The sequence below is a fragment of the Lysobacter sp. 2RAF19 genome (assembly GCF_052115395.1).
Taxonomy (GTDB): Bacteria; Pseudomonadota; Gammaproteobacteria; order Xanthomonadales; family Xanthomonadaceae; genus Noviluteimonas.
Genome location: NZ_JBFRGO010000003.1, coordinates 198323 through 221396, shown reverse-complemented (window position 1 = coordinate 221396; position 23074 = coordinate 198323). Strand labels below are relative to the sequence as shown.

General features: G+C 67.1%; 20 protein-coding genes. 9 read left to right on the top strand and 11 right to left on the bottom strand.

The genetic code is table 11. From position 1 onward, the window contains the following. Positions 1-39 precede the first annotated feature (39 nt). The gene (locus tag AB4059_RS12450) at positions 40-798 is read left to right on the top strand and encodes a Bax inhibitor-1/YccA family protein (RefSeq protein ID WP_498979315.1); all 759 of its coding nucleotides are present in this window, start codon (positions 40-42) and stop codon (positions 796-798) included. Between the two features lie 93 nt (positions 799-891). Here AB4059_RS12450 and AB4059_RS12445 read toward each other — a convergent pair whose 3' ends face one another. The 3 genes from AB4059_RS12445 to grxC all read right to left on the bottom strand — a co-directional run bounded on the left by AB4059_RS12445 (position 892) and on the right by grxC (position 2690). Further along, positions 892-1914 carry an isocitrate dehydrogenase gene (locus AB4059_RS12445; protein ID WP_498979314.1) on the bottom strand — a complete coding sequence of 341 codons (1023 nt, stop codon included), beginning with the start codon at positions 1912-1914 and terminating at the stop codon, positions 892-894. Between the two features lie 105 nt (positions 1915-2019). Further along, positions 2020-2430, bottom strand: a complete 411-nt coding sequence (locus AB4059_RS12440) for a carboxymuconolactone decarboxylase family protein (protein ID WP_498979312.1) — start codon at positions 2428-2430, stop codon at positions 2020-2022. Beyond that, entirely contained in the window at positions 2427-2690 is a 264-nt protein-coding gene (gene grxC, locus AB4059_RS12435; RefSeq protein WP_498963901.1) for a glutaredoxin 3, read from the bottom strand. Before grxC ends, AB4059_RS12440 begins: the two co-directional genes overlap by 4 nt. Positions 2691-2893: 203 nt before the next feature. On the opposite strand from grxC, the gene AB4059_RS12430 reads away from it, so the two are divergent. The 5 genes from AB4059_RS12430 to AB4059_RS12410 all read left to right on the top strand — a co-directional run bounded on the left by AB4059_RS12430 (position 2894) and on the right by AB4059_RS12410 (position 10264). Beyond that, the gene (locus tag AB4059_RS12430; RefSeq protein ID WP_498979699.1) at positions 2894-4474 is read left to right on the top strand and encodes a M48 family metalloprotease; all 1581 of its coding nucleotides are present in this window, start codon (positions 2894-2896) and stop codon (positions 4472-4474) included. Positions 4475-4569: 95 nt separating this feature from the next. After that, positions 4570-5259 (top strand): phosphate regulon transcriptional regulator PhoB, encoded by a 690-nt coding sequence (gene phoB / locus AB4059_RS12425; RefSeq protein WP_156641493.1) that lies wholly within the window; start codon positions 4570-4572, stop codon positions 5257-5259. 9 nt (positions 5260-5268) lie between these two features. Further along, the gene (phoR, locus tag AB4059_RS12420) at positions 5269-6648 is read left to right on the top strand and encodes a phosphate regulon sensor histidine kinase PhoR (RefSeq protein ID WP_498979310.1); all 1380 of its coding nucleotides are present in this window, start codon (positions 5269-5271) and stop codon (positions 6646-6648) included. Next, on the top strand, positions 6645-8729 hold the full coding sequence (gene ppk1, locus AB4059_RS12415) for a polyphosphate kinase 1 (protein WP_498979308.1): 2085 nt from the start codon (positions 6645-6647) through the stop codon (positions 8727-8729). Before phoR ends, ppk1 begins: the two co-directional genes overlap by 4 nt. A 92-nt stretch (positions 8730-8821) precedes the next feature. After that, positions 8822-10264: a Ppx/GppA phosphatase family protein gene (locus AB4059_RS12410; protein ID WP_498979697.1), complete on the top strand. Its 1443-nt coding sequence runs from the start codon at positions 8822-8824 to the stop codon at positions 10262-10264. Here AB4059_RS12410 and AB4059_RS12405 read toward each other — a convergent pair whose 3' ends face one another. The 4 genes from AB4059_RS12405 to AB4059_RS12390 are packed head-to-tail and all read right to left on the bottom strand — an operon-like array spanning position 10265 to position 15556. Further along, a complete protein-coding gene (locus AB4059_RS12405; protein WP_498979306.1) occupies positions 10265-12331 on the bottom strand; it encodes a S9 family peptidase in 2067 nt (688 codons plus the stop codon). 16 nt (positions 12332-12347) lie between these two features. Continuing rightward, positions 12348-14180, bottom strand: a complete 1833-nt coding sequence (locus AB4059_RS12400) for a hypothetical protein (RefSeq protein WP_498979305.1) — start codon at positions 14178-14180, stop codon at positions 12348-12350. Between the two features lie 20 nt (positions 14181-14200). Further along, the gene (locus tag AB4059_RS12395) at positions 14201-15118 is read right to left on the bottom strand and encodes an ABC transporter ATP-binding protein (RefSeq protein ID WP_498979303.1); all 918 of its coding nucleotides are present in this window, start codon (positions 15116-15118) and stop codon (positions 14201-14203) included. Between the two features lie 27 nt (positions 15119-15145). Next, positions 15146-15556, bottom strand: a complete 411-nt coding sequence (locus tag AB4059_RS12390) for a GntR family transcriptional regulator (protein ID WP_498979302.1) — start codon at positions 15554-15556, stop codon at positions 15146-15148. Between the two features lie 140 nt (positions 15557-15696). Here AB4059_RS12390 and AB4059_RS12385 point away from each other — a divergent pair, with 140 nt between their 5' ends. Both AB4059_RS12385 and AB4059_RS12380 read left to right on the top strand, forming a co-directional pair. After that, positions 15697-16848, top strand: coding sequence for a glycosyltransferase family 4 protein (locus AB4059_RS12385; protein WP_498979300.1), 1152 nt, complete (start codon positions 15697-15699; stop codon positions 16846-16848). Next, the gene (locus tag AB4059_RS12380) at positions 16826-17356 is read left to right on the top strand and encodes a phosphatase PAP2 family protein (RefSeq protein ID WP_498979299.1); all 531 of its coding nucleotides are present in this window, start codon (positions 16826-16828) and stop codon (positions 17354-17356) included. Before AB4059_RS12385 ends, AB4059_RS12380 begins: the two co-directional genes overlap by 23 nt. 241 nt (positions 17357-17597) lie before the next feature. On the opposite strand, the gene creD is transcribed toward AB4059_RS12380, so the two are convergent. The 3 genes from creD to creB form a co-directional block, all read right to left on the bottom strand. After that, a complete protein-coding gene (gene creD, locus AB4059_RS12375; RefSeq protein ID WP_498979298.1) occupies positions 17598-18935 on the bottom strand; it encodes a cell envelope integrity protein CreD in 1338 nt (445 codons plus the stop codon). An 87-nt stretch (positions 18936-19022) separates the two neighbouring features. Continuing rightward, entirely contained in the window at positions 19023-20438 is a 1416-nt protein-coding gene (gene creC, locus AB4059_RS12370; RefSeq protein ID WP_498979297.1) for a two-component system sensor histidine kinase CreC, read from the bottom strand. A gap of 6 nt (positions 20439-20444) precedes the next feature. Then, positions 20445-21110, bottom strand: a complete 666-nt coding sequence (gene creB, locus AB4059_RS12365; RefSeq protein ID WP_498979295.1) for a two-component system response regulator CreB — start codon at positions 21108-21110, stop codon at positions 20445-20447. Positions 21111-21148: 38 nt separating this feature from the next. Between creB and AB4059_RS12360 the strand changes: the two genes are divergently transcribed. Further along, positions 21149-22003: a 23S rRNA (adenine(2030)-N(6))-methyltransferase RlmJ gene (locus AB4059_RS12360; protein WP_498979292.1), complete on the top strand. Its 855-nt coding sequence runs from the start codon at positions 21149-21151 to the stop codon at positions 22001-22003. Between the two features lie 14 nt (positions 22004-22017). Here the strand turns inward: AB4059_RS12360 and AB4059_RS12355 are convergent, their stop codons facing one another. Then, positions 22018-22965, bottom strand: coding sequence for a cation diffusion facilitator family transporter (locus AB4059_RS12355; protein ID WP_498979291.1), 948 nt, complete (start codon positions 22963-22965; stop codon positions 22018-22020). Between the last annotated feature and the right edge of the window lie 109 nt (positions 22966-23074).

Genomic DNA, 23074 nt, shown 5'->3' with positions numbered 1-23074 from the left:
CGCTATGCTCCATCGATCGTTCATACAAGGGGAAGAGGCATGCTTCGCAGCGGAAATCCGGCGCTCAAGGACTCCACGTTCCTCGACATCGGCAGCGGCGCGGTCGTCACGCGCGACGGCCAGGCGATGACGCTCAACGGCACGGTCAACAAGACCGGCCTGCTGCTCCTGCTCGCGGTACTCACGGGCGCCTACGCCTGGAACGCCGTCGCGCCCACCGAAGCCAGCATGTCGCCCCAACTTCCGATCTTCCTGATCGGCGGCATGGTCGGCGGGCTGGTGTTCGCGCTGGCGACGATCTTCAAGAAGACCTGGGCACCGGTCACCGCGCCGCTGTACGCGCTGTCCGAAGGCCTGTTCCTCGGTGCGATGTCCGCGGTCTTCGAAGCGCGGTATCCGGGCATCGTGATGCAGGCGGTGCTGCTGACGATGGGCACGCTGTTCGCGCTGTTGATGGCCTATCGCTCGGGCCTGATCCGCGCGACGGAAAACTTCAAGCTCGGCGTCGTCGCGGCGACCGGCGGCATCGCGCTGATCTACCTCGCCACGATCGTGATGCGCATGTTCGGCACCGACATTCCCTACATCCACGAATCGGGCGTGATCGGCATCGGCTTCAGCCTGTTCGTCGTCGTGGTCGCCGCGATGAATTTGGTGCTCGACTTCGATTTCATCGAATCGGGCGTCGCGGCCAACGCACCGAAGTACATGGAGTGGTACGGCGCGTTCGGCCTGATGGTCACGCTGGTGTGGCTGTACGTCGAATTCCTGCGTTTGCTGTCGAAGTTGCGCGACTGAGGTCTGCACGCAAGGTTCGCGGTGGCTTGACCCCACCCAAAAAGAAACCCGCCATCGGCGGGTTTCTTTTTGACCTCCCCTGGAGCGGAGGTATTACACGCGCTTGGCGATGGCCTTGGCGAAGGACATCGTGTTGCCCTCGCCGCCCAGGTCGGGCGTGAGCGAATCCTTCGCTTCCAGCGTGGCGATGATCGCCTCGCGCAGCTTGGTCGCCTTGTCCGTCATGCCGAGGTGGTCGAGCATCTGCGCCGCGGCGAGCAGCAGCGCGCACGGATTGGCCAGGCCCTTGCCCGCGATGTCCGGCGCCGAGCCGTGCACGGCTTCGAAGATCGCCGCATCCGTGCCGATGTTCGCGCCCGGCGCGAGGCCCAGGCCGCCGACGAGGCCGGCGCACAGGTCGGAAATGATGTCGCCGAACAGGTTCGTCGTCACGATGATGTCGAACTGTTCGGGCTTCATCACCAGCTGCATGCAGGTGTTGTCCACGATCATCTCGTTGCACTGGATGTCGGGATATTCGGCCGCCACGATGCGCGCGGTCTTGAGGAACAGGCCCGAGGTCGACTTCAGGATGTTGGCCTTGTGCACCACCGTCACCTTCTTGCGACCGGTGCGGCGCGCGAGTTCGAACGCGTAGCGCACGATGCGCTCCGAACCGCGGCGCGTGACCTTCTGCGTGAGCAGCGCGGTCTCGCCGTCTTCCGACACCGACTGGCCTTCGCCGATGTACGCGCCTTCGGTGTTCTCGCGGACGGTGATCAGGTCCACGCCGGTCGGGAAGCGCGACTTGGTGTTCGGGAAGCTCTTGGCCGGGCGCACGTTGGCGTAGAGGTCGAAGCGCTTGCGCAGCTCGACGTTGATCGAGCTGAAGCCTTCGCCGACCGGCGTGGTCAGCGGGCTCTTGAGCGCGATGCGGTTCTTGCGGATCGATTCCATCGTCGCCGCCGGCAGCAGTTCGCCGACCTTCTCCAGCGCCGTCATGCCCGCTTCGGCGAACTCGTACTGAAGCCCGAGGTCCATCGTGTCCAGCACGTGGAGCGTGGCCTCCATGATTTCGGGGCCGATGCCGTCGCCGCGGAGGACGGTGATGGTGTGCGATGCGGGGGTCTGCGTCATTGGAGGCGTTCCGGACGTGCGGACGGCACGCAGGCGCGTGCCGTCGGGGTGTGGGAGCCCGCAATTATGCCAGACCGGGGCGGGGCTCCGTCCGGGGGCGTAGGGTCAGCCGTGATCGTGGGCGGACGCGGACGCGGCTTCCCCGGACTCGAGCTTGTCGAGGAAATCCACCGCGCGCCGCAGGTGCGGGATCACGATCGAACCACCGACCACCAGGCCGACCGAGAAGGTTTCGAACATCTCGTCGCGGGTCACGCCCGCCTCGCGGCACTGCGCCACGTGGTAGCTGATGCAGTCGTCGCAACGCAGGACCATCGAGGCGACCAGGCCCAGCAGCTCCTTGGTCTTCACGTCGAGCGCGCCGGCCTGGTAGGTCTGCGTGTCCAGCGCGAAGAAGCGGCGGACCACCTGGTTGGGCTCGGCCAGGATCCGCTCGTTCATCCGCTTGCGGAATTCGGTGAATTCGCGGACGCGATCCCCGCTCTCGCCGGAATCGGCGCCGCCCTCGCCGCTCATGCGCCCACCAGCAACGGTTCGAGCTTGCCTGCGCGATGCAGCGCCATCATGTCGTCGTAGCCGCCCACGTGCGTATCGCCCACGAAGATCTGCGGCACCGACGTGCGGCGCGTGCGCTCGACCATCTTGTCGCGCTCGCCCGGCGCGGTGTCGATGCGCACTTCGTTCCAGGCCAGGCCCTTGCTCTTCAGGAAGTTCTTGGCGGCGACGCAGTACGGGCAGATCGCCGTGCTGTAGATGGTGATGATGGGGTTGGTCATGGCGGCTCCGGAAACTTGTGGCGCTGTGCGATGGTCGGGAATATGGGACGACACGCCGCGCATTTCCACCCCTTTGGGGAAGCATGGGTGCAACACTGCGTAGGCGCACGCGGCCCGAAGCGTGGTTAGATGAATTAACCGGTGGTTCACCGGCCCCGTGCGAGGAAGCCTGCGTGCAGACCCCCATTCGATTCCGACCACGCCTGGCCCCGCTCGCCCTCGCCGTGCTGGCCACCCTGTCCTTCGCCGCGCCCCTGCTGGCGCAGAACACCATCAACAAAACGCGCCTGCCCGACATCGGTTCGTCGGCCGGCGAAGTCCTCGGCCCGTCGCAGCAGGCCGAATACGGCGCGATGACGCTCAGCCAGCTGCGCCACTACGGCTACATCCTCGACGATCCGCTTTTGGAGGACTGGCTGCAGGCGGTCGGCCACAAGCTGGCGGCCAACAGCGACAAGCCGCGCCAGAAATTCACCTTCTTCCTGATGAAGGACCGGCAGATCAACGCCTTCGCCACGCTGGGCGGCTACGTCGGCACCAACGCCGGCCTGGTGCTCGCCGCCTCGCGCGAGGACCAGGTGGCCAGCGTGCTGTCGCACGAAATCGCGCACGTCACGCAGGACCACGTGCTGCGCGGCGTCGAACGCGCGCAACGCGAAAGCGTGCCGATCCTGCTCGCGATGCTCGGCGCGATCCTCGTCGCGCAGCAGGCGGGCGGCAATTCCAGCGACGATGCGACGATGGCCGCGTTGTCCGCCGGCCAGGCGCTGATGTACCAGCGCCAGATCGACTACACCCGCGACAACGAAGCCGAAGCCGACCGCGTCGGCATGCAGACCCTCTGGCGCAGCGGCTACGACCCCAAGGCGATGGCCGAATTCTTCACCACGCTGCAGGGCTGGGTGCGCGCCAACCAGGGCGGCTCGCGCGAACGCACGCCCGATTACCTGCAGACCCACCCGATCACCGTCACGCGCATCAGCGAAGCGAAGGAACGCGCGGCGGCGCTGAAGGACACCAACAACTTCGCCGCGCCCACCACCGCCAACGTGATGCTGCCGGGCAACATCCGCCTGCCGCAGGCCTCGCTTTCGGCCGCGGGCACCGGCAACTTCGGCTGGGCGAAGGAACGCATGCGCGTGCTCAGCGCCAACACGCCCGCCGAGGCCGTGCGCGAATACGAGCAGATGCGCAACAAGGCGCCGCTCGACGACGCCCAGCAATACGGCCTTGCGCTCGCACGCCTGCAGGACAACCAGCCGGCGGCCGCGATGTCCGATCTCGACCCGGTGCTGAAGAAATTCCCGAACGACACGTGGCTGCAACTGGCGATGGGCGAAATGGAAGCCCGCGCCGGCAAGAAAGCCGATGCCGATGCGCGCTTCCAGCGCCTGGTCGACCGCATGCCGCGCAATCGCGCGGTGGTGCTGACCTACGCACAGGTTTTGGGCGAACGCGGCGATGCGGCTTCGGGCAAGAAGGCGCAGGGCATCCTGCGCGCACTGGCTGCGGTGGCCGCGGACGACCCGGTCTACCAGGAGACCTTCGCCCGTGCGAGCGACCTGGCCGGCGATCCCATCCGTGCCGGCGAAGCCCACGCCGAAGCCGAGTACCTGAACGGCCGCCCGGAACGCGCGCTGGTGCAACTGGAAAACCTCAAGAAGCGCGGCGACCTCGACTATTACGCCCGCGCCCGCATCGACGCGCGGATCGCACAGATCACCCCGACGGTGCTCGAACTGCACCGCCAGGGCGTGAAAGACGACAAGGTCGATCGCGATTGACCCGATGACCGTGTCACCCCACGGTCACAAAACCGTCGTCTACTGGCACCATGGTCCGCAAGACGCGGGCTCCATGGGCCCCCGACGCCAACACCATGCTCAAACGCATCCTCATCGTCGACGACGAACCGGCCATCCGCGACATGGTGGCCTTCGCCCTGCGCAAGGCCGAGTTCGAACCGGTCCACGCCGGTGACGCCCGCGAAGCCCAGTCGGCGATTGCCGACAAGGTCCCGGACCTGATCCTGCTGGACTGGATGCTGCCCGGCACCAGCGGCCTGGAACTCGCCCGCCGCTGGCGCAAGGAACACCTCACGCGCGAGGTGCCGATCATCATGCTCACCGCGCGCGGCGAGGAAAACGATCGCGTCGGCGGGCTGGAAGCGGGCGTGGACGATTACGTCGTCAAGCCCTTTTCCGCGCGCGAATTGCTGGCCCGTATCCGCGCGGTCATGCGCCGCTCGCGCGAAGACGACGAGGACGGCAGCGTCAAGGTCGGCGGTTTGCGCATCGATGGCGCGGCCCACCGCGTGTTCGCCGAGGACGCGCCGGTGCAGATCGGCCCGACCGAATATCGCCTGCTGCATTTCTTCATGACCCACCCCGAGCGGGTCTACACCCGCTCGCAACTGCTCGACCACGTGTGGGGCGGGAGCGTGTACGTCGAGGAACGCACTGTCGACGTCCACATCCGCCGCCTGCGCAAGACGCTGGAACCCCACCAGCTCGACCCAATGGTCCAGACCGTGCGCGGCGCAGGCTACCGCTTCTCCGCCGCGGTCTAGACTGGCGGCATGCCACCCCGCGCACGACAGACCTGGACCCGCACGCTCGGCCAGCTCGCCGCCGTCCTCGGTGGCGCGGTGGTCGTCGGGCTGATCGTCGGGTATCCGTGGCCGGTGGTGACGCTCGCGGCACTGGGCATCGTCGCCTGGCACTACACGCGCCTGCATGGCGTGCTCTCCCGTCTGTCCGCGGGGAGCCGCGTACCGCCGCCCCAGGGCGAAGGCGTGTGGAACGAACTCGACCGCCAACTGCACCGCAGCCAATCCGACGTGCGCGCGCGCAAACGCCGCCTGATCGCGATGCTGCGCGCCTATCGCGCCGCGGCGATGGCCCTGCCCGACGCGGTGGTCGTGATCGAACGCAACAGCCAGCGCGTGCAATGGTTCAACCCCGCGGCGACGACGCTGCTGGGTTTGCGTTATCCGCGCGATGCCGGCGCGCCGCTCGGCGAACGCCTGCATTCGATGTCGCTCTCGCGCTGGCTCGCCGCCGGTCGCAACGCGGAGCCTCTTCAAGACACGCCCTCGCCCGTCGACGCCACCACGCGGCTGAGCCTGCGCCTGATCCCGTACTCGGAAGACTTGTGGCTGCTCGTCGCGCGCGATGTCACCAAGCTGATGCGCCTGGAGCACATGCGCCGCGACTTCGTCGCGAACGTCTCGCACGAACTGCGCACGCCGCTGACCGTCGTCCACGGTTACCTGGACCTGCTCGATCCGGCCGACCAGCCCGAGTGGGCGCCGATGCTCGCCGAGATGCAGCGCCAATCGCAGCGCATGACGCAGCTCGTCGAAGATCTGCTGACGCTCTCGCGCCTGGAAGCGCAGGACGGTGTCGTCGACGATCCGGTGTCGATGGCCTCGATGCTCGCCACCCTGCGCCGCGAAGCCGAAGCGCTGAGCCAGGGCCGCCATCGCGTCGTCGTCGACGACATGACGCTGGCGCGCGGCACGCCGCTCGACCTGCGCGGTTCGACGAAGGAACTGCACAGTGCCTTCTCCAACCTGGTCAGCAACGCGGTGCGCTACACGCCGGTCGGCGGCACGATCACCGTGCGTTTTGCCCCCGAAGCCGACGGCGCGGTGCTCGCGGTGAACGACACCGGTTACGGCATCCCCGCCGCGCATCTGCCGCGCATCACCGAACGCTTCTATCGCGTGTCCACCAGCCGATCGCGCGAAAGCGGCGGCACCGGCCTGGGCCTTGCGATCGTCAAACACGTGTTGAACCTGCACGGCGCCCGCCTTTCGATCGACAGCGAAGTCGGCCTGGGCAGCACGTTCGCAGGCCACTTCCCCGCCGATCGCGTCCTGCCGCGCGACCCCCACGACGGCTTCCTTGCCCCGGCTGAGGCAGAATCCACGCACGCCCCGTCGACGCAGCCATGAACGCCGCCATCGAAACACCCCAGGACGTCGACCCGCTCCGCGACCCCGCGATGTACTTCAATCGCGAGCTGTCGCAGCTGGACTTCAACTTCCGCGTGCTCGCGCAAGCGCGCGACCCGCAGGTCCCGCTGCTCGAGCGCCTGCGCTACCTGTGCATCTCCTGCACCAACCTCGACGAGTTCTTCGAGATCCGCGCGGCCACCGTGCGCCATTCGCAGGACTTCGGCGTACCGCCCGGCCCCGACGGCATGGCGCCGGCGACGGTGCTGAAGGAAATCCATGCGCGCGCGCAGGACCTGGTCGATGCGCAATACCGCTGCTGGAACGAAGAGCTGCGCCCGCAACTGACCGAAGCCGGCATCCGCATCGCGCCGCGCGACGCGTGGACCGCAAGGCAAACACGCTGGCTGCGCGATTACTTCCGCGACGAAATCCTGCCGGTGCTCTCGCCGCTGGGCCTGGATCCGGCGCATCCGTTCCCGAAGATCCTCAACAAGTCGCTGAACATCGTCGTCGTGCTGAAGGGCAAGGACGCGTTCGGCCGTGCGGGCCACCTTGCGATCGTGCGCGCGCCGCGTTCGTTGCCGCGCATCATCCAGATCCCGCCGGAAGTCTCCGGCGGCCCGACCGACTTCGTGTTCCTCTCCGCCGTGCTGTCGGCCTTCGTCGACGAGCTGTTCCCGGGCATGCAGGTGAAGGGCGCCTACCAATTCCGCGTGACGCGCAACTCCGAGTTGATCGTCGACGAGGAAGAAGTGGAAAACCTCGCGCTGGCGTTGCGCGACGAACTCGTCGGCCGCGGCTACCTGCGCGCGATGCGCCTGGAGATCGCCGAGCAGTGCCCGACCGAGATCGTGCGCACGCTGCTGGTGAATTTCGATTTGCCGGAGAACGCGGTCTATCGCATCAACGGCCCGGTCAACCTCAATCGCGTCATCCAGGTCTACGACCTGGTGCAACGCGCCGACCTGAAATACGCAGCCTTCCAGCCGCGCAACCTGCGGGACATGGACGCGATGTTCGAACGCGTGTCCGAAGGCGACGTGTTGCTGCACCACCCCTTCGATTCCTTCGCGCCGGTGCTGGAGTTGATCAAGCAGGCGGCCGAAGACCCGAACGTGCTGGCGATCAAGCAGACGCTGTATCGCGCGGGCAAGGACTCGCCGATCGTCGACCAGCTCGTGCAGGCCGCGCGCAACGGCAAGGACGTCACGGTCGTCGTCGAGTTGCGCGCGCGTTTCGATGAAGAAGCCAACCTCGGCCTGGCCGATCGTTTACAGGACGCGGGCGTACAGGTGGTCTACGGCGTGGTCGGCTACAAGACGCACGCCAAGATGTTGCTCATCGTGCGCCGCGAAGGCCGCAAGCTGCGCCGTTACATCCACCTGGGCACGGGCAATTACCACTCCGGCACCGCGCGCGCCTACACCGACTTCGGCTTGATCACCGCCGATCCGGATATCGGCAACGATGTCGACCTGATCTTCCGCCAGCTCTCGGGCCTGGCCCCGGCGGTGAAGCTCAAGCGCCTGCTGCAGTCGCCCTTCACCCTGCATGCCGGCGTGTTGCAACGCATCGATCGCGAAACCAAGCACGCACGTGCGGGCAAACCGGCGCGCATCGTCGCCAAGATGAACGCACTCAACGAGCCGCAGGTCATCCGCGCGTTGTATGTCGCCTCGCAGGCGGGCGTGGAGATCGACCTGATCGTGCGCGGCGCCTGCGCGCTGCGCCCCGGCGTGCCGGGCGTGTCGGAGAACATCCGCGTGCGTTCCATCGTCGGGCGCTTCCTCGAACATCATCGCGTGTACTGGTTCGCCAACAACGGGGATCCGGAACTGTTCTGCTCCAGCGCCGACTGGCTGGAACGCAATCTGCTGCGGCGCATCGAAACCGGCTTCCCGGTGCTTGCACCGGACCTGGCCGAACGCGTGCGCGAAGAAGCGCTGGTCAATTACCTGGCCGATAATTTGAACGCGTGGGCGCTCGACGCCGACGGCCGTTACGAGCGCGTTCGCGCGCAGGGCGATGAAATGCCGCATTCGGCGCAGAACTGGTTGCTGGCGAAAATCTGCACGTGAACGAAATCCTCGCCCGCCCCCGCGCCACCGCCCTGCCCTTGCAGGACGGCGATCTGCTCGCCGCCGTGGACCTTGGGTCCAACAGTTTCCACATGGTCGTGGCGCGATACGTGCTCGGCCAGTTGCGCGTGGTCGACCGCATCCGCGACATGGTGCGGCTCGCCGAAGGCCTCGATGGCAAGGGCGGCCTGGATCCGGCCGTGCTGCGGCGCGCCTTGGTCAGTCTGGAGAAGTTCGGCCAGCGCCTGCGCGAGATTCCGCCGCAACGCGTGCGCGTGATCGCGACCAACACCGTGCGGCAACTGGCAATGCCGCAAGTGTTCCTGTTGCCCGCGGAAACCGCGCTCGGCCATGCCATCGAAGTCGTGTCCGGCCGCGAGGAAGCGCGCCTGGTCTACCTCGGCGTCGCGAATGCGCAGCCACCCAATCCGGGCGAGTTGCGGCTGGTGATCGACATCGGCGGCGGTTCCACCGAATGCATCATCGGCTCGGGCATGGATGCGATCGAACGCGAAAGCCTGCAGGCCGGTTGCGTCGCCAGCACGCGGCGTTTCTTCCCCGACGGCAAGCTCTCGCGCAAGCGCTGGAACAAGGCGCTGACCGAAGTCGCCGCCGAATTCCAGCAGTTCTCCAACACCTATCGCGCGCTGGGTTGGCACGAAGCGCTCGGCTCGTCGGGCACCAACAAGGCGATCGGCGAGATCTGCGCGGCGATGAAACTCACCAAGGGCGCCGTCACCGCGCAGGCCCTGCCGCAGGTGCGCGATCGCCTGCTGCAGGCCGAGACGATCGACCAGATCGATCTGCCCGGCCTCTCGGCCGAACGCAAGCCGATCATCGCCGGCGGCCTGCTCGTCCTCGAAGCGGCCTTCACGGTGCTGGGCCTCGAGCGCATGGCGGTGAGCAAGGCCGCGCTGCGCGAAGGCGTGTTGGTCGACATGCTCGGCCGCGGCGGCGCGGACGATCCGCGCGATGCTTCCGTCGCCGCGCTGATGCAGCGTTACGGCATCGATCCTGCGCAAGCGGCGCGCGTGAAAGAAACCGCGCTGAGCCTGTTCGACCAGGTCGCCGCGGAATGGAACCTGCCGATGGAAGCCCGCGCGATGCTCTCGCGCGCGGCGCAACTGCACGAACTCGGCCTGGCCATCGCGCACAGCCAATATCACGTGCATGGCGCCTACGTGCTCGAGCACTCCGATATTTCGGGCTTCTCGCAACAGGAACAACGCGTCCTCGCATCGCTCGTGCGCACGCATCGGCGCGGCATCCCGAAATCGGCCTTCGATCAGATTCCCGATCGACTGCTCGCACGCACCAAGCGCGCCGCCGCGCTGCTGCGCATCGCCGTGTTGCTGCACCGCGCGCACGAACCCGACGACATCCCGCGCGTGGAAGCCGTCGCCAACGGCGATAATCTGCTGCTCACGCTCGACAAGCGCTGGATGGACCAGCGCCCGCTGCTGCGCGAAGACATCAGCGGCGAGCCAAAGGATGCGGCCGACCTGGGCATCACGCTGCGCATCGGCGCGGATTGATCAATCGCGGAAATCGCTGCCCTTCAGCCGCATCTGTTTCGCAAGCGTGGCACGCAGCCCCGCATCCGGCGGCTCTGGCGCATCGCCTCCCAGGCGGCGGTGCAGCATGCGTTCGATGAGATACAGATAGGCCTCGCGCGTGCGCGGGTCGGCGACCGAGTGACGCGCATCCTGGTCGACGAACAAGCTCACGTCCTTGCCGTGCGACTGCAAGGCCGCCGCATAGTGCAGCACGCTCCGGATCGGCACGCGCTCGTCGTCGCCGCCGGCCAGCAGCAACACCGGACGCGAGAGTTCGGCGGCATGCGCGATCGGCGACTGCGCGCGCAAGCGCGCGGCGACGCCCGCATCGGCGGGATCCATGTCGAGCAGGCGCATGCTCGTGGACATCGGGATGCCCGGCGCCATCTGGTCGACGCTGCGCGAATACCAACGCAACACCCATCCCAGGTCGGCCGGCGGCACCGCGGCGACGCCGGCGCGGAACAAGTCCGGCTGGAACGTCACGCCCAGCAAGGTCGAGTAGCCGCCGAACGAAGCGCCCACGATCCCCGCGCGCGAGACATCGCCCATGCCGTTGCCGGCCAGGAAGCGCACGCCTTCGACGATGTCCTGCTGCACGCGGCCGTTGCCGAAGTCGCCTTTTCCGGCGCGCATGTAGGCGCGACCGAAACCGGTCGACCCGCGGAAGTTGGGTTCGAACACGACGTACCCGCGATTGGCGAGCAGTTGCGAAACGCTGGAGAACTCCGGCCCGACATGTGCGAACGGCCCGCCGTGGACGTTCGCGACGATCGGCGCACGTGCCGGATCCACGCCATGCGGCACCAACACGTAGCCGTGGAGCGCCATGCCGTCGGAGGCGCGGTAAACGAAAGGAATCTTTCGAGAAAGCGCGCGTTCGGGCAGCACGGGCGCGGGCTTGCCCCGCCAGAGCGTCGCGTTGTCGTTCAACAGATCGGCGAACGCGCCCGTCGCCGGATCGTAAACGTGCAGGCGCTCGCCCTTCATCGTTCCCGCGCGCTCGCGAACGAGCCAGCGCGTGGTCCCGACTTCGATGCGCAGGTTCCGTTGCGGCCAGTGCGCCTGGATGCGCGCGACGTGGCGTTGCGCGTCGGGCGTGAGGCCATGGTTTGCCGGCGTCGGCGTGCGGTAGCCGGCGATGATCGGTTGCTGCGTGCGCGCGTCGATCGCGACATCCTGCATGTCGGCCACGCCCTGCGGATCGACGTGCAGCGTGGTCAGGGTGTCGTCGGCTTCCAGGCGTGCGAGGCGGCGCAGGTTCGATCCGACGTCCGTGAGCAGCGTGGCGGTGCGGCCGTCCGCGGACGCCGCAAGCAAGGTGCAGCGCTCGAGGTCGACGCATCGCAGCGCGGGCGCAATCCGCGCACCGCGCACGCGGAACACGGTGTACTGCGCATCGGCCACGCGCGTGAAGAACGCCAGTTGCCCGCGCGCGTCGAAGGCAACGTCGACGATCTGCCGCGTGTCCTCGCGCAACAGCGTTTGCTTGCCGTGCGCGTCGATGCGGAAGACGCGCCAGCGACGTTCCAGGCGCGACACCACCGGCGGGCTTTCGAGGACGAGGATCGCCGCCGGCAGCACCGGATCGGCGGCGATCAAGGTGCGCGGCCAGCGGCCACCCAACTTCGCGATCGCGCCCGAACCGCCCTGCCCCGCCATCGCCAGCGCGAACACCTGTCGCGTCGATTGCAGGAACAACCAGCGCCCGTCGCGCGACCACGCCAGTTCCTGCGCATCGGTGTTGGCAAGTGTGCGCACCGGTGCGCCGCCGCTGGTCGAGGCGATCCACAGCGCACGATTGCGCCCTTCATCCCGCAGCCACGCCACGCGGCGCCCATCGGGCGACAACCAGGCGGCGTCGAGACTGGAGGTCGCGAGGAACGCGATGCGCGGCAGCTGTGGTGCGCGTGGCTGCGCACGTTCGGCGGCGACGGCCGCCTGCAGCGCATGCACGTCGAGCGCCTCCTGCGCCATCGCGGTGCCGCAAACGGCCATCGCGAAGGCGAGCAAGCCCTGCCCGAACCACTTCGGGATCCTGATCATCGTGTGTTCTCCGGACTCAGGCGATGGCGGGCTGCGCGGCGATTGCGATGTCGTCCACCGTTTCGCGCTTCGGATACAGCAGCCACAAGGCCATCAACGCAGGCAGGCTCACCACGCCGCAAACGATGACCCAACCGATGCGTGCGCGCGTCGACAGGTCCGTCTGACGTGTGCGCCACACTGCGCCGAACAGCGATACGAGCATCAGCAAACCCGCAAGCCACTGCATCGCGATCGGCACGGGCGCGGGGTGTTTGGGCAACGGCGCCATGCCGCCGGCGAACGCATTCTTCGCGGCCTTCTGCACCGCATACAACACGGGCGACGGGAACCAGTTCTGGTAGCGCCACGCATCGAAGTAATCGCGATCGACCTCGCGTCGCGCGACGGCATGGACACCGCCCTTGTCGTCGACGCGCACGATCTCCTGGAATGGCAGCGCACCTTCCGCGTTGTAGGACGAGCGCACGAAGGAGAAGGAGAGCAGCCAACCATCGAGCAACTCCATCGCATCCACGCGCTGCAGGTCGCCGGGCGCACCGGGCAAGGCGACGCGCTGGCGCGGCACGAGCACGCCATCGTCGCTCTCCAGCTCGCGCGCATCGTAGAAATACAGGGCGCGATCGCTCAATACGGCGACGTCGTCGCCCGCTTCGCCGACACCGGCCAGGCGTTCGCCCTGCGGCAGGCGCACGCGCGGCAGCACGAGCTGCGCGTCTTCGTCGAACTGATACACCGTCGCGCGATCGAACAAGAGGTTCTTCGGGCCCGGCATCACCGGGGCCGGGAACGGTTTGTCGCCGGCGATGCCGAGCGTCCCGACGCGCCGCCGATCACTGAGCCGGTAGCCTTCGAAATGCATCGTGTCGTGGCTGAACACCCAGCGGATCGTGCGCTCGCTGTCCGGCGCTTTCGCGTCGAACTCCATCGGCGCCAGGTTCATCAACTGTCCGCGCGCGGGTACGGTCCGCAGGCTCGGCCCGACTTCGAAGATTTCCGAGATCCGCGCCTGTTCGCGCCAGAGCGGTGCTTCGAGGTCGTGGCTGTTGGCGAGGCCGAGCCGGAACACATCCTTGCCTTCGGCATTCTCCAGTTCCTTTTCGCCACCCGCCTTCGGCACCTCGACGTTGTTGGGATGCGAGCCCTGCGCGATCCACGCGAACTCGAAGCCGAAACCCACGAGCACCAGCGCGATCCACATCGCGACCTGCAGCGGCGCGCCCACGATCACCGTGCTCACCAGGCCGCGCGGTGCCGCGCTGAGATCGGGCTTGAACGCCGCGAACACCATCGCCGCCAACCACGCGAGCGCCAACAATTGCAGCAACAGCGCGCCGGTTCCCGTGGCTTCGGACCCCGCGAACAAGGCCAGGAAGACACCGGCGCTGAAGCCGACGCGACGGTTCGAAAGCATCACGTAGCAGCCGGCGAGGTACGCACACGTCGCGATCAACCAGGCCGAAACGAGCAGCAACACATGGCGCGTATCGACGACGCGCGGCGTCATCCATTCCTGCCAACCCGCCACCACCAGCGCCGGCAGCAGGAGGCCGATCGCGAGCAGCAAGGCCGCCGCACCGGTGAGCGCGAACGCGATCTTCCCCGGCGGGATCGGACGATGCAGCAGGTTGAGCCACGTGTTCGGCCGGCGATATCCGCCCATCTGGTACAGGCCGAGCAACAGGCCCACCGCGCCGTATGCGATGGCGAACACTTGGTAGACCATCTCGGGTTGTTGCGCGAGATCCACCACGCGCGTGAGGAAGCCCAGCACGATCAGCTGGATGGCGGCGCATCCAGCGGCCCACCAGCGAAAGCGCAGCATTTCGGCTTTGAACAGATCGATCATGGGGAAGTGTTCCGGAGGCTTCATGCATGCGCCTGCGTGGGCGCTGCGTGGTTCTTTGCGAGGAAACCGTTGACGGCGCGATCCAGGCTCACCGGCATGCTCTGCACCGAGCGCGCGCCGCTGGCGCGCAGGAACTGCGCGAAGTCTTCGTCCTGGTCGAGCACCAGGTAATGATGCAAACCGTCGAGCCGCTGCAGTTGCAGCAGGCCCGGCACCGATTGCGGATCGGGGCCCTTGAAGGGAATGTCGGCCACCCAGTGCGTCACGCGCGCACAGAAATCGTCGGGCGCCGACATGTGCATCAGGCGCCCGCGCTCGAGGATGATCAGGTTGTCGGCGACGCGCTCGATCTCCTCCATCTGGTGCGAGCAATAGATCACCGTGCAGTCGTCGGTGGCGTTGCTGTACATCAGCGATTCGAGGAACGCGCGCTTGGCCACGACGTCCAGGCCGAGCGTGGGTTCGTCGAGCACCAGCAGTTCCGGGCCCTGCGCGAGTGCTAGCGCGAGGTTGAAGCCCGCGCGTTCGCCGCGCGACAGCTGCGAGACCTTCTGCTCGGGCAACACGTGGTAATGGCCCAGCACGCCCTGGAAGGCGGCTTCATTCCAGCGCTTGTATTGGCGACGATGCATGTCGATCACCGCGGCGATGCGCATCCACCCGGGCAAGGTGTGTTCTTCGTTGACGAAGCCGATGCGGCCGCGATCATCGGGGGTGAGGCGCTGCGAATCCACGCCGAGGATGCGCGCCGTGCCGGCCGTCGGCGGCAGGAAACCGAGCAGGATGCGGAAGAGCGTGGACTTTCCGGCGCCATTGGCGCCGACCACGGCGTGGATGCGGCCGCGCGGCACGCGCAGGTCGAGATGATCCAGCGCCAGCTTGCGCCCGTAGCGCTTGCTCAGCGCCTGCGTCTCGATCACGTAATCGTTCGAAGTCATGGATTGCGCACTCATCGCGAAGGCGGGTCAGGCGGACTTGCGGGGCGCAAGCGCGAGAAACTCGTGGATCAGGCGCGCCTGCACCTCGTCAGGCGCGAAGTCGAGCGCGATCACGTCGTGCAGGAAGCGCTGGATCGCTTCGTCCAGGCGCCGGCTGCGCTCGGCATCGCTCAATCGCTGGCGCGGCGGCGCGACATACAGGCCCAAGCCCTGCCGCGATTCCACCCAACCTTCGGCGATGAGCTCGGCGTAGGCCTTGGCGACCGTGTTCGGATTGACCGTCAGCTGTTGCGCCAGGCCGCGCACGCTGGGCAGTTGGTCGCCCGGCGAGAGCTCCGCGGTCGCGACCTTCATGCGCACGGCGTCGACGATCTGCTTGCTGATCGGCCGCGGGTCGCCGGTGGCGATCTGCAGCATCAAGGCCTGGGTGCGGGGCATCGGGGTGTCCTAGGTGTACTGTGGTGATTAGTACAGTACGAACACCGCGCGGGTGTCAAGCACCCGGCCGACGAGTGGTCGCGCGGAACTGTCACGCGCGAGCAACCGGCCCGTCATCGCCGCCGACCACCCTGCGCCCCATGCGCTACGCCATCGTCACCGAAACCTGGCCGCCCGAAGTCAACGGCGTTGCGCTGACCGTCGAAGGCCTGGCGTTGGGCCTGCGCGCACGCGGCCATGCGATCGACCTGGTGCGCCCACGCCAACCGGGCGACGGCGATGCACCCGATGACACCCTCCTCGTGCGCGGCTTCCCGCTGCCGCGCTACCCGGGCTTGCGATTCGGTGCGCCCGCATTGGGCGCGCTCACGCGGCATTGGAATGCGCAACGCCCCGATGCCGTCTACATCGCAACCGAAGGTCCACTGGGCTGGGCCGCGCGCCGCGTCGCGCGCCGCATCGGCGTGCCGGTCGCCACCGGTTTGCACACGCGCTTCGATCACTACATGCGCGATTACGGATTCGGATTCCTCGAACCGCTCGCGCTGCGCTGGATGCGCCGCTTCCACAACGCCGGCGACGCGACGATCGTGGCGACGCGGGAATTGCAGGACGAACTCGCACGACGCCGCTTCGACAACCCGTTGCGACTGGCGCGCGCGGTCGACGGCACACAGTTCCATCCGGTCAAGCGCGACGCGCAACTGCGCGCGACCTGGGGCGCGGGCGACGGCACGCTGGTCGCGATCCACGTCGGCCGCATCGCCGCCGAAAAGAATCTCGCACTGGCGATCGCCGCCTTCCGCGCACTGCAACGCGTGCGCCCGGAGTCGCGCATGGTCTTCGTCGGCGACGGCCCGTTGCGCGCATCGCTCGCGCAGGCGAATCCCGACCTGATCTTCGCCGGCCTGCAGCGCGGCGAAAACCTCGCAAGCCATTTCGCGAGCGGCGACGTCTTCCTCTTCCCCAGCCGCAGCGAAACCTTCGGCAACGTCACGCTCGAAGCGATGGCCAGCGGCGTGGCGACGATCGCCTTCGACTACGGCGCCGCGCGCGAACACCTGCGCCACGGCGAACACGGCCTGCGCGTCCCCGACGGCGACGCCGCCGCCTTCATCGCCGCCGCCGTGCGCCTGGCGCGCGACGAAGTCGGCCTGCGCCGCATGCGCGTCGCCGCGCGCGGCGCGATCGAACACCTGCACCCCGACCAGGTCGCCGCCGAATTCGACGCCCTGCTCCAACTGCTCGCCCGCCGCAGGAGGATCGCCGATGCCCAGCTTGCCCCGGATTGACTCGGCCTGGTGCCTCAAGGCCAATCACTGGTGCGAACACCGCGGTGTCCGCGCCGTCTTCGCCCTGGTCAGCCGCCTCGGAGACGGCGGCGCCTGGTATGCACTGATGGCCGCGATGGTCGTCTTCGATGGCCGCCACGGCCTGTTCGCCGCGGCGCACCTTGCAGTGACCGGCGCCATCGCAGTCGGCTTGTACGCGCTTCTGAAACGCTGGACGAAACGGCCGCGCCCATTCGCCTCCGATGCACGCATCCACGCGTGGGTCGCACCGCTCGACGAATTCAGTTTCCCATCAGGGCACACCCTGCACGCCGTGGCATTCACGCTCGTCGCGCTGGCGCATTACCCAATCCTTGCATGGATCCTTGTGCCGTTCGCATCGACCGTCGCAGTTTCGCGCGTCGTCCTCGGCTTGCATTACCCAAGCGACGTATTGGCCGCAACGGCGATCGGCACGGCAATCGCATCGATATCGTTGTGGTGCGTCCCAGGCGTAACCCTGTTCTAGCACCTGCTACGGCAACGATCAGCTTCCTGCAAAGCGCGCTTTGCAGACCCCAATGAAGGCTCGAGCGAAAGCCCACTGATCGAAGCGACCCGCAAGGTAATGCCCCAGCGTGGGGAGTTTCAAATTTTTTTCCCAAAAGAATTTGGAACTTCACACGTTCGGGCGGCGCGCCAATGACGCAAGTCGAGCTCTTGCTGCGAACGGACGCCTCGCCACCTGATGTGGCGAGGCTAGTCCGAAGTCAACGCTGCAACGCGTACCAATCCACCTTGCGCGTCACCACCATCACCGTCGCCAACACCACGAACAACAGTCCCGCGCCAAGCACCAACGCGTTGTCCTCCGACACCAACACCCCATACAACGCCGCGTACAACGTCGCCAACATCCCCGCGAAACCCAACCCGCGCACCACACTCCGCAACACCGCACTCAGATAGAACCCGAGCAACCCGATGCACACCGCAGCCGACGCCAGGTAAGCCGAACCAAACGGGATGTGCTCACTCAGACTCACGAGCAACAGGAAGAAAATCGCCAACGCCAGACCGACCAGCCCGTACTGGATCGGATGGATCGGCAACTGCTTGATCAACTCGAACATGAAAAAACCGACGAACGTCAGCAACACGAACAGAATCCCGTACTTCGTCGCGCGATCGGCCAGCGTGTAACTGTCCACCGCGTCGAACAGCGTCACGCCCACCGCGTCGATCCCCGACGACGCCGTGTCCGCACCGCGCATCGACGCCAACCGCAGCAGGTTCGCCGGCTCGTTGCTGTCGAGGAAGGACGTCTGCGCACTGGTCGCGAGCGAGGAGATCTCCCACTGCGCGCGAAATCCCTTCGCATCCACCGTGCGCGTGCGCGGCAGGAAGCTGCCGCCGAAGATCGGATCGGGCCACGTCGACTTCAACGCGAACCGGTTGTCGCGCGCGATCGGCACCAGCGCGAGCGCTTCGGTGCCGCCGATCACCGCGTCGAAGGCCAGGTCCATCGCAAGCTCCTGTCCCGCCACCGGCGCATCCAACCGCGCATGCACGCCGCCGATCGGCTGGCTGCCGAAACCTGCCTTCAAGGGCAGCGCCTTGCCATTCAAGCGCAAGGTCGGCGTACCGACGAACCCGCGCACGTCCGAAGCACCGACGCTGAGGTAGGGACGCCCGATGCGTCGCGGATGCACGCCATCGGCAGGAATCTGCGCGCGAATCGCCGCGACCGCATGCATGCCCAGTTCGTACACCGGCACGCGATACAGCCCGCGCTTGCGCGTGTCGGGTTTCATCGTGCCGTCGATGACCAGCGTTTCGGGGAAGAAGGTCCACTTGCCCGCCTGCTCCTTCAGCACCTTTCGCGTGCCCTGCGGCGTGACCTCGTCCTGTTCGACGAGTTCGACATAGGGCACCACCAGCACGGGCCCCAGCACCGCCTGCCTGCCGGCGCTCGTGGCGGCCACGTTGGCCACCGCCTCGGCGCGATAGGCCTCGCGCTCCTCGATCGTGCGATGGATGAGCATCAAGGGGATCAGCAAGCCGAGCGTGAGGAAGAAAACGACGACCGCTTTGAAGGCGAAGCGCATGGCAGGTCCTTTCCTGGCCTTGGGATGCGCGCAGCTTCGCGCCGGTGCGTGCGGCGCCGATGGCGAATGTGTGTGGCGACGGTGAAGTCAGGCTTCGGGCAATTCGAGCGTGGCGATCGCACCGCCGTTCGGGGCGTTTTCCAGCGTCGCGCGGCCACCGTGCAATGCGGCCACCTCGGCGACGAAGCACAGGCCCAGGCCGCTGCTGCGGCTGCCGCCTTCCGGGCGCGGCAAGGAGTAGAAGCGTTCGAACACACGCGGCAATGCATAGTCCGGGATGCCGGGGCCGGCATCGATCACGCGCACGAGGCACTGACCCTGTCCGTCCGATGCGACTTCGACATCGATGCCGCGGCCCGTCGGCGAGAACGACACCGCGTTGTCGAGCAGATTGACGATGGCCTGCCGCAGCAGGAACGGATCGCCTTCCACGTGACACGCGCCGCCCTTGAGGCGGATCTCGACATCACCTTTCGCGCAGTGCGCGATCGCATCCTCGGCCACGTCGTTCAAGGCGAGGCGATCGCGCACTTCCAGCGTCTGCTGGTGTTCGACGGCAGCCAACGCCAGCAACTTGTCGATCATCTGCGCAAGGCGCTCGCTCTGCGCGCGAATCGCGCCGGCGAAACGCGCGCGGTCGGCTTCGGCCATCGGCGCTTCGAGCAACTCCGCGCTGCCGCGGATCGCGGCGAGCGGGCTCTTCATCTCGTGCGTCAACGTGTGCACGTACTGCTCGACGTATTGCTTGCCTTCCAGGCGCACGCGCATGGTTTCCAGCGCCTGCCCGAGATCGCCGAACTCGCCGGCGGCATCGGGCAGCGTCGCGCGCTCACCCGCAGTCACCGCATGCGCGTAGCGCTGCAACGCGCCCAGCTGTCGCGAAAACCACCACGCCGTCGTCAGCCCGATCAACAGGGCCACGCCCATCAACAACCAACCCCAACGCATCACCTTCGACTGGCTGCGCGCGATAAACGGCGCGAGTGTCTGATTCGGCTTGGCGACGGTGAGCACTCCGACGATGCGGCCGTTCGCATCGCGCAAGGGCGCCGCGACGTGCATGACCGTCGAATTCGGATCCGCGGGATCGCTGCGCGTGGACCGCGCGCCATAACGCCCGTGCAGCGTGAGGTAGACGTCGTTCCAGCGCGAATAGTCCTTGCCGACATCGCGCCCCGCGCTGTCGAACACCACGATCCCCTTCGCATCGGTGACGTAGATGCGCGTGGTCACCGCGCGCTTCTGGAACCCCCAGATCTGCGCACCCGGGTCGCGCGAGCGCACGGCCTTGACGCGTTGCGCGAAGTGCCCGTCGGCGATGTGCCCTGCGAGGAAATCGTCGGTGGCGATCTCCGCGAGCACGTTGGCCGTTTCCGCCAACGTATCTTCCATTGCCTGGCGAACGCCGGGCTTGACCTCGGCGACGAACACGCGTGCGAGCAGCAGCGCCGCGAGCGCGACGATCGCGAAGTACCCGAGGAAAACGCGCAGGCCGATGCGCATGCCGCGTCAGGCGTCGATCGAATAGCCGATGCCGCGGTGCGTGCGGATCGGGTCGCAGGAAGGGTCGAAGGCGTGCAGCTTCGCGCGCAGCGTCTTGACGTGCGTGTCCACGGTGCGATCGCCGCTTTCCAGCGCGTCGCCCCACACGCGGTCCATCAATTGCGCGCGCGTGAGCACCGCACCGGGCCGTTGCAGGAGCGCGGCCAGCAGGCCGTATTCGTAGCGCGTGAGGTCGAGCCAACGCCCGCGCCAGCGAATGCGGTGGCCTTCGGCATCGTGCGCGAACCCGTTGCCCGGCGCCGGTTCCGGATGCGCGGCCACGCGCCGCAACACCGCGCGCACGCGCGCCACCAGTTCGCGCGGCGAGAAGGGCTTGGTGACGTAATCGTCGGCGCCCAGTTCGAAGCCCAGTACCCGCTCGGCCTCGGCCGCGTGCGCGGTGAGGAAGATCACCGGCAGGTCGCCCCCGCGGCGCAATTCCCGGCACAGCGCGAAGCCGCCGAGGTCGGGCAGGCCGACATCGAGGATCGCCAGGTCGAAGGGCGTTTGTCCCGCGGCCTGCAGCGCGTCGCCGGCGGTCAGGCAATGGCGCACGTCGAAGCCGTCCTCGCGCAAGGCGTAGGCCACGGTGTCGGCGATGGCGGTCTCGTCTTCCACAAGCAGCAGGCGCATGCGCGGAGCATAGCCGCCCAACGCGTATCCTGCGCACCATGAACTACCGCCACGCCTTCCATGCCGGCAACCACGCCGACGTGCTCAAGCACGTCGCCCTCCTCTCCTTGTGCGAGGCGCTGCGCGCCAAACCCGCCGCATGCTTCGCGCTGGATACCCACGCCGGGCGCGGCCTGTACTCCCTCGATGCCGTGGCGGCCAAGCGCACGGCCGAGGCCGAGGGCGGCGTCGCGAAACTGCGCGCCACCGGCGACGTCAACATCACCCGTTACCTGGCCGCCATCGAAGCCTGCCGCGCCGCGCACGGCCCGCGCGCCTACCCCGGTTCGCCCTGGCTGCTCGCGCATGCCCTGCGCGAACAGGACCGCATCACCTGCTGCGAATTGCAGCCCGATGAAGCGTCGATCCTCGGGATCGAGTTCCGCGACGACCCGCGCGTGAACGTGCAACGCGGCGACGGCTATGCGGCGATGAAGGCCCTGCTGCCTCCGCGTTCGGGCCAGACGCGTCTTTCGCGTGGGCTGGTGCTGATCGATCCGCCGTACGAAGCGCAGCTGGAGGAATTCGATTTCGCGATCACCGCCCTGCGCGATGGCCTGCAACGTTGGCCGCAGGGGATGTTCGCGCTGTGGTATCCGATCAAGCTGCGGCGTTCCCTGCCGCCGTTCTATCGGCGGGCCGCGGCACTGGAAGCGAAATCGGCGCTGGTCATCGAGTTGCTGGTGCGTCCCGACGACTCACCCTTGCGCATGAACGGCAGCGGCTTGCTCGTGTTGAATGCGCCGTGGCAATTCGACCGGCATTTCCGGCCGACGCTCAACGCACTGCGCAATACGCTGCAGGAAGCCGCGGGCGGCAACGCGCACATGGAGTGGTTGCGCGCGCCGGCTTGAAGCGCGCTCGTGAATCAGAGCGTCGCCGGCCCGTAATCCTGGTCGCGCGTGCTACATCCGGGCATTTCCGGTTCGAAGAAACTCCAGCGCACCGTCTGGAAACGCGCCTTCAGGTCCTTCTCGATCGCGTTGATGCCGTCGATCAGCGCACGCGAGCTGCCGGTTTCGTGCATCTCGGCGTGCACCGACACCATCATCTCGTTGCCCAGCTGCAGCGTGATCAGGCTGATCACGCGCGAGATCTCCGGGCGACCTTCCAGGAAGGTGCGGATGTCGGCCTGCACTTTGACATCCACGCTCTGCCCGATCAGCAGCGCCTTGACCTCGACGGCGACGAATATCGCCACGACGATCAGCAACACGCCGATGCCGATGGTGCCGATCGCATCCCATGTCGGGTTGCCCGTGACCACCGAGAGACCGATCGCGACGAGTGCGAACACCAGGCCGAGCAGCGCCGCCAGATCCTCGCCGAAGATGACGACCAGTTCGGCCTGCCGGCTTTCATGGAACCACTGCCACAGCGAACGTTCGCCGCGGCACTTGTTCACTTCCTGCAGGCAGGCGCGCATCGAGATGCCTTCGGCGACGATGCCGAAGGTCAACACGCCGGCGGCCCACCACCAATGCAGGATCGGCTGGGGGTTGTGCAGTTTGTGCACGCCTTCGTAGAGGCTGAACATCCCGCCGACCGAGAAGAGCATCAACGCCACGAGGAAGGACCAGAAGTAGATGGCCTTGCCGTAGCCCAGCGGGTAATCGGCGTTGGGCGGCTTCTTGGCCTGCTTCAGGCCCAGCAGCAACAACAGCTGGTTGCCGCAGTCGGCCAGCGAATGCACCGTCTCGGCGAGCATCGCGCTGGAATTGGTCATGTAAGCCGCAAAGCCTTTGGCGCAGGCGATGGCGAAATTGGCCCCGAGGGCGAAGAGGATTGCGCGATTGGAGTCGCCGCTGCCGGCCATTGGCGTTTCGATACATGAATGGGAGAGCGCGCAAGCATAACAATCGGGTGCGTTAGGCTCGGTGTTGGCGGCCGCTTAACACGCGTCTAGAGCTGGGCTTCACCTGCCC